Annotated in this window: 13 protein-coding genes; 10 read left to right on the forward strand and 3 right to left on the reverse strand. The window is 70.9% G+C overall.

The window, feature by feature from the left end; translation table 11 throughout:
* Positions 1-15 precede the first annotated feature (15 nt).
* From SM754_RS06255 to SM754_RS06280, 6 genes are all read left to right on the forward strand, one after another.
* A complete protein-coding gene (locus tag SM754_RS06255; protein WP_323675368.1) occupies positions 16-927 on the forward strand; it encodes an alpha/beta fold hydrolase in 912 nt (303 codons plus the stop codon).
* 435 nt (positions 928-1,362) lie between these two features.
* The gene (locus SM754_RS06260) at positions 1,363-2,022 is read left to right on the forward strand and encodes an NUDIX hydrolase (protein ID WP_323675369.1); all 660 of its coding nucleotides are present in this window, start codon (positions 1,363-1,365) and stop codon (positions 2,020-2,022) included.
* Complete coding sequence (locus SM754_RS06265) at positions 2,019-2,972, forward strand: CPBP family glutamic-type intramembrane protease (protein ID WP_323675370.1); 954 nt, start codon at positions 2,019-2,021, stop codon at positions 2,970-2,972. The genes SM754_RS06260 and SM754_RS06265 overlap by 4 nt, the downstream gene beginning before the upstream one ends.
* 89 nt (positions 2,973-3,061) lie before the next feature.
* Positions 3,062-4,534: a tRNA guanosine(15) transglycosylase TgtA gene (gene tgtA / locus SM754_RS06270; RefSeq protein WP_323675371.1), complete on the forward strand. Its 1,473-nt coding sequence runs from the start codon at positions 3,062-3,064 to the stop codon at positions 4,532-4,534.
* 485 nt (positions 4,535-5,019) lie between these two features.
* Positions 5,020-6,801 (forward strand): archaeosine synthase subunit alpha, encoded by a 1,782-nt coding sequence (gene arcS, locus SM754_RS06275; RefSeq protein ID WP_323675372.1) that lies wholly within the window; start codon positions 5,020-5,022, stop codon positions 6,799-6,801.
* A gap of 165 nt (positions 6,802-6,966) precedes the next feature.
* Positions 6,967-7,332 carry a DUF8048 family protein gene (locus tag SM754_RS06280; protein ID WP_323675373.1) on the forward strand — a complete coding sequence of 122 codons (366 nt, stop codon included), beginning with the start codon at positions 6,967-6,969 and terminating at the stop codon, positions 7,330-7,332.
* 86 nt (positions 7,333-7,418) lie between these two features.
* Here the strand turns inward: SM754_RS06280 and SM754_RS06285 are convergent, their stop codons facing one another.
* Positions 7,419-7,853 (reverse strand): GIY-YIG nuclease family protein, encoded by a 435-nt coding sequence (locus SM754_RS06285; protein WP_323675374.1) that lies wholly within the window; start codon positions 7,851-7,853, stop codon positions 7,419-7,421.
* 109 nt (positions 7,854-7,962) lie between these two features.
* Between SM754_RS06285 and SM754_RS06290 the strand changes: the two genes are divergently transcribed.
* On the forward strand, positions 7,963-8,349 hold the full coding sequence (locus SM754_RS06290) for a VanZ family protein (RefSeq protein ID WP_323675375.1): 387 nt from the start codon (positions 7,963-7,965) through the stop codon (positions 8,347-8,349).
* Here the strand turns inward: SM754_RS06290 and SM754_RS06295 are convergent.
* Positions 8,307-8,867: an SRPBCC family protein gene (locus SM754_RS06295; RefSeq protein WP_323675376.1), complete on the reverse strand. Its 561-nt coding sequence runs from the start codon at positions 8,865-8,867 to the stop codon at positions 8,307-8,309. The genes SM754_RS06290 and SM754_RS06295 overlap by 43 nt on opposite strands.
* A gap of 248 nt (positions 8,868-9,115) precedes the next feature.
* Here SM754_RS06295 and SM754_RS06300 point away from each other — a divergent pair, with 248 nt between their 5' ends.
* Positions 9,116-10,210 (forward strand): archaeosine biosynthesis radical SAM protein RaSEA, encoded by a 1,095-nt coding sequence (locus SM754_RS06300; protein ID WP_323675377.1) that lies wholly within the window; start codon positions 9,116-9,118, stop codon positions 10,208-10,210.
* Between the two features lie 93 nt (positions 10,211-10,303).
* Here SM754_RS06300 and SM754_RS06305 read toward each other — a convergent pair whose 3' ends face one another.
* The gene (locus SM754_RS06305) at positions 10,304-10,567 is read right to left on the reverse strand and encodes a HalOD1 output domain-containing protein (protein ID WP_323675378.1); all 264 of its coding nucleotides are present in this window, start codon (positions 10,565-10,567) and stop codon (positions 10,304-10,306) included.
* A gap of 330 nt (positions 10,568-10,897) precedes the next feature.
* Here SM754_RS06305 and SM754_RS06310 point away from each other — a divergent pair, with 330 nt between their 5' ends.
* Together SM754_RS06310 and SM754_RS06315 are read left to right on the forward strand one after the other, a co-directional pair.
* A complete protein-coding gene (locus SM754_RS06310) occupies positions 10,898-11,761 on the forward strand; it encodes a hypothetical protein (protein ID WP_323675379.1) in 864 nt (287 codons plus the stop codon).
* A 268-nt stretch (positions 11,762-12,029) separates the two neighbouring features.
* Positions 12,030-12,686, forward strand: coding sequence for a lactate utilization protein (locus tag SM754_RS06315; protein ID WP_323675380.1), 657 nt, complete (start codon positions 12,030-12,032; stop codon positions 12,684-12,686).
* Positions 12,687-12,717 lie beyond the last annotated feature (31 nt).

Here is a 12,717-nt window from a genome sequence, read left to right on the forward strand (position 1 = left end):
TTCGAAGGCCGACGTATGACGGACTTCGAGACGCTCGCGGCCGACGTCGACGCGGACCTGGCACGCGAGGACGTCGCGGTGAACGGTGTCAGACTCAGCGTCGTCACCGCCGGCCCCGCGGACGGTGACGTGGTCGTCCTCCTGCACGGGTTCCCGGAGTTCTGGTACTCGTGGCGGAAACAGATTCCCGCGCTCGCCGACGCCGGTCTCCGAGTGATCGTCCCGGACATGCGCGGGTACAACGAGAGCGAGAAGCCCCGGGGGCGCGACGCGTACCGCATCGACCGGCTCGTCGGAGACGTCGCCGGGCTCGTCGACGAGTTCGCCGAGTCGGGGACCGCGCACGTCGTCGGGCACGACTGGGGCGGCGCGGTCGCGTGGTCGGTCGCCAGCCGACGCGCCGACGTCGTCGACCGGCTCGCCATCCTGAACGCGCCCCACCCCGAGCGGTTCCGCGAGCTGCTGCGGACGCCCGCGCAACTCAAGCGCTCGTGGTACATGTTCACGTTCCAGCTCCCGCGGGTGCCGGAGTGGGGGCTGCGGCGCAACGGCGCCGACGCCATCGGGCAACTGTTCGCGGACTCGATGCCGCCCGCGGAGACCAGACACTACCGCGAGGCGTTCCTGCAACCCGGCGCGGCGACCGCCGCGATCAACTACTACCGGTCGTTCATCCGCGAGGGCGCTAGGGACGAACTCCCACTGCTCTCGGCGTCGACACCGATCCCCGACGGTCGCGTCGACGCCCCGACGCTCGTCTGCTGGGGGCTCGACGACGAGGCGCTCGTCCCCGCGAACGCCGACGGCCTCGACGAGTGGGTCCCCGACCTCCGCGTCGAACGGATTCCCGACGCCGGCCACTGGGTGCAACTCGACGCCGCCGACCGCGTGAACGACGCCCTCCTCGCGCACCTCGACGCGGCCTGACCCGGCGCCGAGACCACCCACGCGGAGGTTTACGTGAGATGCAAACTCCGTGTGGCTTCGTGGTGGGTGTCCCTCGAACGCGGTCCTTGCCGCCGACACTCGACGACGGCGCGAGCGAACGGCCGTGCGTCCGCTGGCCCTCGAACGCTCAGATTCGACAGTCGAACCGGGCCGAGAGCAGCGCGCGCCTGGCGCGTGCTGCGAGCAGGGGGAGGGCAGGGCGCGCTGCGGTCGCGGTGCGGAAGCGGTCGCGGTGCGTTCGCTGTGCGGTTGCGGGGCGGTCGGTTCCAGCGCACTCACCGCGAGCGCTCGCAGAGCGCGACCGGTCTTTTTCATCAACGTTTTTTCAAGCGGGAGTGCGCCCCGGCGCACCCTCCGCAGAAAAAAGGTTGTGAGACCTCAACTCGTAAGGGCCACCGGGTCGAACCCCCGGGCATGACAGACGACGCCGACCCGCTCGCGTGGGAGACCCACGCCAGCGACGTCGCGTACACGTGTCCCGGGTTCGACGTCCGCCACGAGGACGTCCGCCTCCCCGACGGCACCGACACGGACTTCGACTACCTGACCGAACCCGAGGCGGTCGTCGTCCTCCCCTTCCTCGCGACCGACACCGGGGTCGACGACGACGCCGACGACGGCGCCTCCGACGAGGTCGTCGTCATCGAGGAGTGGCGCCAGGCCGTCGGGCGCGTGAACCGCGGCCTCCCCGCCGGCTCCACGGAACCCGACGACGACGACCTCGCGGTCGCCGCCCGACGGGAACTCCGCGAGGAGACCGGGTACGTCGCCGGCGAGATGACGCACCTCTGCACGGTCGAACCCGCGAACGGCCTCCTCGACTCCGTCCATCACGTCTACGTCGCCACCGACTGCGAGCACGCGGGCGACCAGGAACTGGACTTCAACGAGAGCATCCGCGTCGACACCACGACGTTCGACGACCTCCTCGCCGCCGTCCGCGACGGCTCGATCCGCGACGGCCGGACGCACGTCGCCGTCACGCGGTACGCGCTCGAACGCGCGCTCGGCGACGACCACAGTCCGACAGCCGACAGCGAGCGACCCCCGGCGCAAGGCGGTGACCCGGCGTGAGCGACGACCGCACCGACCGCGAGTCCGCTGATGACGCCGGCTGGGGCGACGACGCCGACGAGTGGAACGACCCCGCGAGCCTCCACGCGGACGACTCCGGCCGCGACGACGCCACCGGCGGGCGCGTCGAAGCCGGCGCCGACAGCTCGCTCGCGCCGTGGGAGACCGGCGTCGGCAAGGGCGGGTTCGGTCGGGCGTTCGGCGAGGCGGTCGGCGTCATCGTCTTCGCGCTCGTCGTCGCGTTCGCGCTCGCGCTCGGCACCGGGTTCGCGATGCTCCTCGCCGGCTTCGAGGTCACGTCCACGCCGACGCTCATCGTCTCGCTCACCGGCACCCAGACGGGGTTCGCCGTCGCCGTCTACGCGTACCTGCGATGGCGGAACGAACCCGCGTCGAACCTCGGCGTCGCCATCCCCGACCTCAGAGGCCTCGCACTCGTTGCCGCCGGCCTCATCGGCACGCTCGCCCTGTCCATCACGGCGAGCGTCGCCGTCACGCTCCTCGACCTCCAGCCGGCGCAGAACGCGACCACGTCGCAGGCCTCCAGCGACCCGACGTCGCTCCTGCTCCTCATCCCCGTCATGCTGCTCGTCGTCGGCCCCTGCGAGGAGCTCCTGTTCCGCGGAGTCGTCCAGCGGCGCATCCGCGAACGAGCGTCCGCGCCGGTCGCCATCGTCGCCGGCGGCGCGCTGTTCGCGAGCATCCACTTCATCGCGCTCGTCGGCGACCTCTCCGCGATCGCGACGACCATCGGCATCCTGTTCTTCCCGTCGCTCGTCTTCGGCGCGCTCTACGAGTACGGCAAGAACATCGTCGTGAACGCGCTCGTCCACGGACTCTACAACTCGGTGCTGCTGGCGCTCTCGTACGTCGCCATCCGCTTCGCCCCGGAGAGCGCCCAGCCCGAGGGCGCCGCGGCCGTCCTCGACGCACTCGCGATAGCGCTCTGACGCCGCTTCGAGCACCACGCGAGTCCCGCGACCGCGGGTCGACGGCGAAGACGACACCCTTACCGACGCGCCCGGCCAAGCGCGGAGCAATGAGAGACCACTTCGAGGCCCGCGACTTCGACGGCGCGGGTCGCGTCGGCCGACTCGACGTCCCGCGAGCGGACGTCACGGTGGAGACGCCGGCGCTCCTCCCGGTCGTGAACCCGAACATCCAGACGCTCGAACCGCGGCGGATGTCCGAGGAGTTCGGCGCGCAGATACTCATCACGAACAGCTACATCATCAAGACCTCCGACGGCCTCCGCGAGGACGCCCTGGAGCACGGGCTGCACGACCTGCTCGACTTCGACGGCGCCATCATGACGGACTCCGGGAGCTTCCAGCTCGCGGAGTACGGCGACATCGACGTGACGACCGAGGAGATCCTCCAGTTCCAGCACGACATCGGGAGCGACGTCGGGACGCCCGTCGACATCCCGACGCCGCCGGACGCGAGCTGCGAGCAGGCGAGCGACGAGCTCGCGACCACCCAGGAGCGCCTCGCGGTCGCCGAGGACGTCGACGTCGGCGACATGCTCGTGAACGCGCCCGTGCAGGGGTCGACGCATCCGGACCTCCGCGAGCGAGCGGGTCGCCAGGCCGCGAGCACGGACCTGGACGTGTTCCCCGTGGGCGCGGTCGTCCCGCTGATGAACGACTACCGGTACGGCGACATGGTGGACGTCGTCGCCGCCGCGAAACGCGGCCTCGACGCGGACTGCCCCGTGCACCTGTTCGGTGCCGGCCACCCGATGATGTTCGCGCTCGCCGCCGCGATGGGCTGCGACCTCTTCGACTCCGCGGCGTACGCGCTGTACGCTCGCGACGACCGCTACCTGACGGTGCGGGGCACGAAGCACCTCGACGACCTCGAACACCTCCCGTGCCCGTGCCCGGTGTGTAGCGAGCACACGCCCGACGAACTCCGCGCGCTCGACGACCGCGAGCGCGGGGACGAGCTCGCGGCGCACAACCTCCACGTGTCGTTCGCGGAGATGCGTCGGGTCCGGCAGGCGATCCGCACCGGGTCGCTCATGGAGCTCGTCGAGGCGAGAGCGCGCGCGCACCCCGCGATGCTCGACGGCTATCGCGCGGCGCTCGACCACGCCGCACAGCTCGAACGCACGGATTCGGCGTCGAAGGACACGTTCTTCTACCTCTCCGCGGAGAGCGCGCGCCGTCCGGAAGTCGTCCGCCACCACGAGCGCCTCGACCGCCTCGCGCCCGAGGGCGACGTGCTCCTCACGGAGGGCGACAACGACGACGACTTCGACGCCTCGTGGACCGTGGAACCGCCGTTCGGGCCGTTCCCGCGCGCGCTCCGGAACACGTACCCGCTGACCGCCGAGGTCCCCGACCGACTCGACGAGGACGCGTACGCAGCGGCGGCCGACGGCGTCGCCGCGGTCGCCGAGGGCAGCGACGCGGCGTTCACGCTCGCGCACCGCGACTGGCCCGAGCGGGCGCTCGAGCGCGTCCCCGACGCCGTCTCGCTCGTGAACCTCCACGGCCGAGAGCACTGAGAGAACACCTCGCGAACCTCGGAACTATCCCGTCCGCGCGTCGGCGAGCCGCACGACCCTCGCGGGCGCGCTCGCCGCGTCTCGCACGTCAACGACGCCAGCCCGTTCGCTGACCGGGGTCGTGGTCGCCGCTCGCCGTCGTCGAGCGCGAGAATCGCCGGACCTGTCGCTGGTGGAAGCGTCGAAAGGGGGGGAATGGGGGAAGTGAAAGAGGGAGTGCCTCTGACACGGATGCCCACCTCGGCATCCAACTCGGAAGACGTAGTACCGGGTAATTAATTTTTGGGCGGCGGACGTCCGGCACGCACCCGCGGACGGGACCACGACCCCTCTCAAACGATTCGCCGAAGAATACCACGATTGTCTTACGAGAACCTCGCAGTCTTCGCTGGTGGTCGACTCGCGGGGCCGAGGACCGACCGCTCGCTCGTAGCCCCGGCGGTCAGAAGGGAAGATACAGGGGCGCCCGGCCCCGACGACGCGTCATGACCGAGTACTTCGAGGTGCTCTCGCGCGACGGCGCCGCGAGAGCCGCCGAACTCCGCCTCGCCGACCCCGTGGCGACGCCGGCGCTCGTCGACGACGTCGTCGAGAACGCCGGCGGCATGTGGCCCGAGCACCGGGACGTCCCCGACGGCGACGACAGCGCGCTCACCGTCCTCCCGCACCGCGGCCTCCCCGCCGGGACCGCCGACGAGGTCGCCGATTCCTTCGCCGTCTCCGCCCCGGACGTCGACCACCCGAGCGCCGCCGTCGTCAACTCGAACCACGTCGAGGACTGCGGCGCGGACGCGTACGTGCTCTCGGACGTCCAGGGGTTCCTCGGGCACGCCCGCGGACTCAAAGACGCCATCCTGTCCGTCAAAGCGGCCGTCCCCGAGGACGCCGCCGTCTACCTCTCCGGCGCGGCGACGCCGCGGAACGTCGCCGTCCTCGCGTACGCCGGCGTCGACCTCTTCGACGCCGACCGCGCGGTCGCACTCGGCACCCAGGGCCGATACCTGACGACCGACGAGAACCACTTCCTCGAGGACCTCGACGAGCTCCCGTGCGCGTGCGAGGCGTGCCGGCAGCCCCGCGAGGACTTCGACCGGAGCGACTGCGCCGACCACAACGTCGCCGTCCTCGAAGCGGAACTCGCTCGCGTCCGCCGCCGCATCCGCGACGGCCGCCTCCGCGACTACGTCGAAGGGCAGGCGCGCCAGGACCAGTGGCTGACCGCGCTCGTCCGCGAACTCGACCAGGAGTGGGGGTACCTCGAAGCCCGCACTCCCGTGTACCGGAACGCGCACATGGACGCGACGACCGAGGACACCCTCAACCGCGTGGAGATACAGCGCTACGCGCAACGCGTCACCGAACGCTACCGGAACCGGTTCGACGCGCCGCTCGTCCTCGTCCCGTGCTCGGCGACGAAACCCTACAGCGAATCCCAGAGTCACTACCAGTTCCGCGAGGTCATCGGGTACCGCGCGCACCTCGCGTCCATCACGAGCCCGATCGGCGTCGTCCCGCAGGAGCTCGAGCTCACGTACCCCGCCCAGCACTACGACACCGTCGTCACCGGCGAGTGGACCGCGGGCGAGGTCGAGTTCGTCGCCGAGGTCCTCCGCCGGTACCTCGACGCGAACGACTACCCGCGCGTCGTCGCGCACGTCCCCGACGACTACCGCCCCATCGTCGACCGCGCGCTCGACGCCCACCCCGACCTCGACGTCGAGTTCACGGTCGCTGACCACCCGACGACCGACGAGAGCCTCGCGAACCTCGCGGCCGCGCTCGACGGCGAGTCCGCGTACGGGAAGCGCGAACGCCAGCGCAACACGGTCCGTGCGCTCGCGGACTACCAGTTCGGCGACGGCGCCGGCGACGACCTCTTCGGCGAGTTCAGGGTGACGAGCCGGTACCCAAAGCTCCAGGTGCGGGCGGACGAACCGCCGACCGCGGGCGACGACCAGAACGCCGCCCCCCAGCTCGCGACGATGGTCCCGAACTACGGGACGCTCTCGTTCACGCTCCGCGGCGCGCGCCGCTGGCTGGCGAGCGACGTGCCGACGAAGACCGTCGAGATCGACGCGTTCGTCCCGCACGGGAGCGTGCTCGCGCCCGGCGTCGTCGACGCCGACAGCGACATCCGCGAGGGCGACGAGGTCGTCGTCGAGGGCCCGAAGGCGTTCGCGGTCGGTCGCGCGCAGATGCACGGCGACGCGATGGTCGAATCGACCCGCGGCGAAGCCTGCAGCGTCCGCCACGTCGAAGAGACCTGACCCGAGCGACGTCCGGAAGCGACGTCGAGGAGCGTTCGCGCCGAGTTCGCGCGAGCCGGTGTCTCGCACGGACGAACGTGTTGCGCACCGTCTTTATCCGTCAGCGAACGCTGGTTACGGTATGATTTCGGACGCGGTCGGGAGGACTCTCACGGGGGCGTCACCGTGAAGGACCACCCGTTCCCGGACGAGGTGCTGCTGTTGACGGCGGGCGACGGCGTCGTCCGCCCCGGACGGCTCCCGGAGCTCCTGTCGGTCGTGCAGGCGGACCTCTCGCTCCGCCTGCAGGAGTACCGCGAGCACCACGAGTGCGCGTACGAGGACGACCGCCTCGTCGCGTTCTTCGTCGCCGGCGACCACTGGCCCACTATCGCGGACCGCCTCGGGTTCGAGACGGGCGCGGTCGACGCGACGCGCTCCGCGCACGCCCGCTTCCTCCTCGGCCTCGGCGCGGACGTCGAGCGGGCCGACGAGTTCCAGGCCGCGCTCGACGTCCAGGACTGCGTCGTCATCGAGAAGACCGCGGCCTGACGTCCGTCTCCGCCTCGTTCGCGACCCCCTTATTCGCCGCGTCGAGTCTCACGGCTTCTCGTCTCCCTCGTCTCCCGCGTCGAGTCTCACGGCTTCTCGTCTCCCTCGTCTCCCGCGTCGAGCGCGGCGACCGCGTCCCGGTGCGCGCGAGCGACGGCGTCGCGGGTGACGTCTGCGGCGAGGTGGGCGTCGCAGTCGCAGTCCGACGCGCCGAACCCCTCGGGGCCCGCGGGGAGGCGGCGCGCGACCGCGCACTCGACGTCGCGCTCGGGCGTCGTGACGACGTCGCGGACGCTCGCCGCGTCGTGCGCGAGGAGGTAGTCGACGTGCCAGTGCGTGCCCGTCCGGTCGCCGGCGGCGAGCTCGCGGTGGCGGTCGACGCGAGCGAACCCGCCCGGCCCGAACGCGCTCCCGGTGTACGCGTACGTGCCGGCGTCGAACGCGACGGACCCGAGCGCGCCGACCTCGCGTTCGACGTCGCGGCCGACCTCGACGAGGAGCGTGTACGTGCCGACGGTCATGGCCGAGGGTTCGTCCGACGTCGACAAGGGTCCGTCGGACGCCGCGTCGAGCGACGCGTCGGGGCGTCGCGACCGGAAGGTTTCTGCCAGCGGACGACGACGACCGACCGTGACTCGCTCGCGCTGGCTCGTCGTCGCCGCCCTCGCCACGGTCGTCCTGGTCGCGTCGCTCGTCCCCGGAGGCGGGCGAGCGCTCGCGAGCCCGTTCGGCGTGGTCCGCGGGGACAAGTGGCTGCACGCGGTCGGGTACGCCGTCCTCGCCGGCGCCGTCACGTACGCCGACGGCCGCGCGGTCGTCGGCGTCCTCGCCGCGGTCGCGTACGGCGCGCTCGTCGAACTCCTCCAGCTCGGCGTCCCCTACCGTTCGGCGAGCGCACTCGACGCGGTCGCGAACGGCGTCGGCGCTGTCGTCGGCGCCCTCGCCGTCGTCACGGCCGTCCGCGCGTACGGTCGCTACGCGGGCGACGCCGCGGCACGCTCGACGCTCGACAGGTAACGTTCGAGGACCGCGGTCGCCGCCGCCCGCACGCGCCGTGCGCCCCGTGACGCGACTCGCCCCGCGACGTCCATCGTCGCGTCCACGCGAACCACCGCGCCACCGGGGACGTCCGCGACCGCGACGACGACGCGCGCGTCGAACGACCCCGCGTCCGCGTCCCCGCCACCCGAGAGCACGAGCCGGCCAGCGTCGTGCCCCTCGACCGTGAAGTACGACTCGAAGGCGGTCCCGGGCGTCGCTCCGGCCCCGACGTCGGGAGCGCGGTCGGCGTCCGACCGCGCGGGCGCCGCCACCTCGCCGACGAACGTGTCGCCGCACCGCAAGCGAGGAGGCGGGTCGCGGACGCCCGACCCAGGCGCCCCCTCGCGACCGCCCGCATCCGGATTCTCGTCGCGCGCAACGCGGTCCACGCCCCCGAGCGTCGCGGGGTCAGCGAGCACGTCGAACACCGTCTCGCCGTCCACGTCCACCGTCCGTTCGACCGAGACCGTCAGGTCACCGATGACGTTCGTCATACCACCGCTTGGGGCCGAACGACCGTGAGCGCGCACCCAAGGTGGCTTGGGGGTGACCGCCGAACCACCCGACGCCGCCGGGGCCACTCGCTCGCGCTCGCGGCGCTCCCGAAGTTCGCCTCACCGGCAGCCGACGTCACGACGTGGACGGACGACCCGACCCGGGTCGTGCGCGCGCCGCGTCGACGAGGGGCGTCCGCTGACGGGTACTCGAAGGGGATTTGAGCGTCGGACTCGTGGTTCCGGTAATGAGCGAACCGAGTCCGGAGGTCTACGAGCGCGGTCGCGGGATGGACGCGCACAACGAGGTGATGCGCGGGATCCGCGCGCAGAAGGACGCGACGTACGACCCCCACGAGCCGACGCGCGTGTGGCTCGACGAGGACAACACGCCCGGTGGCGTCTACGACTCCCTCACCATCATCCTGAACACGGGCGGGTGTCGGTGGGCGCGAGCGGGCGGCTGCACGATGTGCGGGTACGTCGCCGAGAGCGTCGAGGGCGGGAGCGTCGCGCACGACGCGCTCATGGACCAGATCGACGTCTGCCTCGACCACGAGCGCGAGAACCTCGGCGAGCCCGGCGTCGACGACGAGCAGGCCGGTCTCATCAAGATATACACCTCCGGGAGCTTCCTCGACGAGCGCGAGGTCGGCGCGGAGACCCGGCGGGCGATCGCGGAGACGTTCGGGGACCGCGAGCGCATCGTCGTCGAGAGCCTCCCGGACTTCGTCGACGCCGACAAGGTCGGGGACTTCACCCAGCACGGATTGGACGTCGACGTCGCCGTCGGCCTGGAGACGGCGACGGACCGCGTGCGTCACGACTGCGTGAACAAGTACTTCGACTTCGCGGACTTCGAGGACGCGGCGATGGCCGCGAAGGAGGCCGGTGCCGGCGTGAAGGCGTACCTCCTGATGAAACCGCCGTTCCTCACGGAACCCGAGGCGCTCGAAGACATGAAGGCGAGCGTCCGGCGCTGTGCGGGCGTCGAGGGCTGCCATACGGTGTCGATGAACCCGTGTAACGTCCAGCGGTACACGATGGTCGACGAACTCTACTTCCGCGGCGGGTACCGGCCGCCGTGGCTGTGGTCGGTCGCGGACGTCCTCGAATCGACTGCCGACGAGGACGTCATCGTCGTCAGCGACCCCGTCGGGCACGGGAGCGACCGCGGCCCGCACAACTGCGGGGAGTGCGACGACAACGTCCAGAAGGCGATTAAGGACTTCGACCTCCGCCAGGACCCGTCGGTGTTCGATCAGGTGTCCTGCGAGTGCGAGGCGACGTGGGAGACCGTGCTCGAACGCGAGACCGAGTACAACGCGCCGCTCGTCGACTGAGAACCGACGGCGCACCGCTCGTCGAGCGTGCGGACGACAGCCGTTGCCCGCGGTGTCGGTCGTCGCCCGTATCGACAGCCGTCGGTGGGCCCGTCAGTCGTCGCTCGTGGCGCCGCCGATGCTGGCGACGCTGTCGGTCCGTGGTTCGACGGTGACGGCTCCGGCGGCGTCCACCATGACGCGCTGGCCGGCGTACGGGAAGGAGACGACGGCTCGCGTGTCCTCGGTCGTGAGCGCGTTCAGCGCGTCCGGGTCGACTGCCGCGGCGAGCGGCGGCAGGTCGAGCGGGTCGCGTTCGGTCTCGGCCGCGACCGCGTCGACGACGCGTTCGACCACCGGAGTCGTTCGTTCGTCCATATCCCTTTCGCGTCCGCTCCGCACTTAACACTCCGTCAGACAACTCACAACGCACGGCGGGTTCACGGCCGGGGTTCGTCGAACCCGTGCGACCGCCCGCTCAACGCCGTCGCGACACGGGGTCGTCACTCGGTAATCGAGTTCGGGAAGAACGCGTGCGACGCCGCCGGACGCGGCGCCACCCTCCTCACTATGACCCATTGCGACCAGAATGACTTAAAGAACCCTCGGGGTCGGGGTCGATTGCGGGCTCGAACCGACCCGTCGGCGGCGGCGACGCTCGTCTCGACCCACAGAAGACTGATGCGGAGAGACGAACCCGTTGCTCGCATGCGACGTCGTCACCTCCTCGCCGCCGCGGGCCTCGCCGTCGGTACCGCGGGCTGTCTCGGGAACGAGCCCACGGCCGACACTGGGACCGCTCTCACGACCACCACGAGTACCGGGACGACGAAGACCACGGGAACGGACGCGACGACCGCCGGCACCGTGGACGTCACCGGCACGACCCTCCAGCAGGCGCTCGCGGTCCTCCAGACCGACTACCTCAGCGTCTTCGGTGGCGACGAGCGCTACCTCCTCGCCACCGCCGCCGTCTCCGGACGACGTCTCGACGCCGACGCGTTCGAGCTACGCATCGACGGGGACGCCTACTCGCCGGACTCCGACGGACGAGCTGGCCGGCTCTGGCGGGCCTACCAGTCCGGGAACGCGTACGAGCCAGACGCCGGCGGGCTCCTCTTGTTCGAACTCCCGGTGGACGGGTTCGCGTCGACCGACGACGCCGCGCTGACCTGGCCGGGCGGCGAACATCCGCTCCGCGACGGCCTCCGCGAGCGCCTGCGCGCCGACGCCCCGCCGCTCTCGGTCGACGTCGACGGCCCCGAGACGGTTCGCGACGGCGACTCACCGACGTTCGACGTCGCCGTGACGAACGACGGGACCATCCCCGCGCGCCTCGTGGCGGGACTGAACCGGTTCGGGCCACGGGTCGCGTCCGTCCCCGTGACGCGGTTCTCGACGCTCGTCGACACCGGGGGAACCACGACCGCGACGTACACCGACGACCGGGTCACCGGTGGCCGCATCGACGACGCGGCCATCGGCGACGGCGAGAGCGACGTCCGCTACGGCTGGAACGGAGCGAACCGCGACGCCGAGTTCTCCATCCGATACGTCGCCGACGACACGTGAACCTCTACTCGGGAAGAACACTGTTCGAACGACGGACGCGGGGCTTCCAGAACGACGACCCGTAGAAATGCGTTCGACGCCGCCGACTGCGGCGCCAACCTCCTCACTATGACCCATTGCGACCAGAATGACTTAAAGAACCGTGCGGGTATGTCGCACGAACACTCGTCGTGTGCTACCAAGCACCCCGGTGGCGGGCGTGTCACCTACCGACACCAGTGTCCGCGTCTCGTTAAGTACGGCAGGCGGCTATCCGTTACTCACGACCATGTCCCAGAAAAAGTCCGACTACGTAGACGACGCCGACATCGACGCCGACCTCGACGACCAGCCAGACGACGACACAATCCAGGAGACCGTCGCGAACCTCGAAGCGAACGGGTTCGTTGTCGAGGTCGTCGACACCACCGACGAGGCGCTCGACGCCGTCGTCGACGGGATTCCCGCGGGTGCGTCCGTGATGAACGGACACTCGACGACGCTCGAAGAGATCGGGTTCGAGGACTACCTCGGCGGCGACGACCACGACTGGGAGAGCCTCCCCGACCAGGTCTGGAGCATCGACGACGACGCCGAACGGCAGGCCGCACGCCGCGACGCTCAGACCGCCGACTACTTCCTCGGCGGCATCAACGCCATCGCATCCACCGGCGAACTCGTCGCCGCCGACATGTCCGGGAGCCGCATCGGCGCGTACCCCTTCGCCGCCGGGAACGTCGTCATCGTCTCCGGCGTGAACAAGATCGTCGACACGCTCGACGACGCCTTCGACCGCCTCGAGGACGTCGCGTACCCGCTCGAGAACGAGCGCGCGCAAGAAGCGTACGGCGTCGGCTCCGCCATCGCGAAGCAACTCGTCTTCCGGAAGGAGATGGAGGAAGGCCGGACGACGATCGTCCTCGTCCGCGACCAGCTCGGGTACTGAGCACGAGCGTCCGACGCACGACGACCACGGT

The organism is Halorubellus amylolyticus, assembly GCF_034808145.1.
Taxonomy (GTDB): Archaea; Halobacteriota; Halobacteria; order Halobacteriales; family Natrialbaceae; genus Halorubellus.